The organism is Myxococcus vastator, from assembly GCF_010894475.1.
GTDB classification, from domain to species: domain Bacteria; phylum Myxococcota; class Myxococcia; order Myxococcales; family Myxococcaceae; genus Myxococcus; species Myxococcus vastator.
Map to the genome: position 1 here is coordinate 1 of NZ_JAAIYB010000965.1, position 498 is coordinate 498.

At 72.3% G+C, this 498-nt stretch carries 1 pseudogene; it reads right to left on the reverse strand.

The annotated features are described in order from the left end of the window. Positions 1 to 498: pseudogene (locus G4D87_RS38585) on the reverse strand (hypothetical protein); the annotation flags it as partial.

Genomic DNA, 498 nt, shown 5'->3' on the forward strand with positions numbered 1-498 from the left:
CGGCCGCAGCGTCCCTTCCGTCGAGGGGAAGAGCAGCGTGCCGCCCGTCCCCATCGCGTAGAGGCGCCCGCCCAGGAATCGCCAGCGCACTTCCGCCGCACCGAGGTAGCGCGCTCCGGGCTGTCCCATGCCGACTCCGAGCCCCTTCAACGCCACCTCCAGGCTGCGCGCGAAGAGCTGCACCGCCACACGCCCGTCCACGTCGAAGCGCCCCCAGGAGAAAGCTTCCGCGCCCAGCGACAGTCGCAGGTGCCTGGAGAGGCCCCCGTAATGGACGGCATCCCAGCCCACTTCCGCCTCCCCAAATGCGGAGTAGCCGTCCGGGAAGGCAGCACCCGCGATAGGCCCACCGTCAGGGCCCGCTGCCTGGAAGCGCGCCAGCTCGTAGTCCGCGCCGAAGAAGCCTTGCCGGAAACCGCCGTGCTGGCGCCGCGCCTCCAGCCGAAGTCGCAGGTCGAGCCGCTCCGTCCCTGCGTCCACCCCCGCGCCCACCACGGC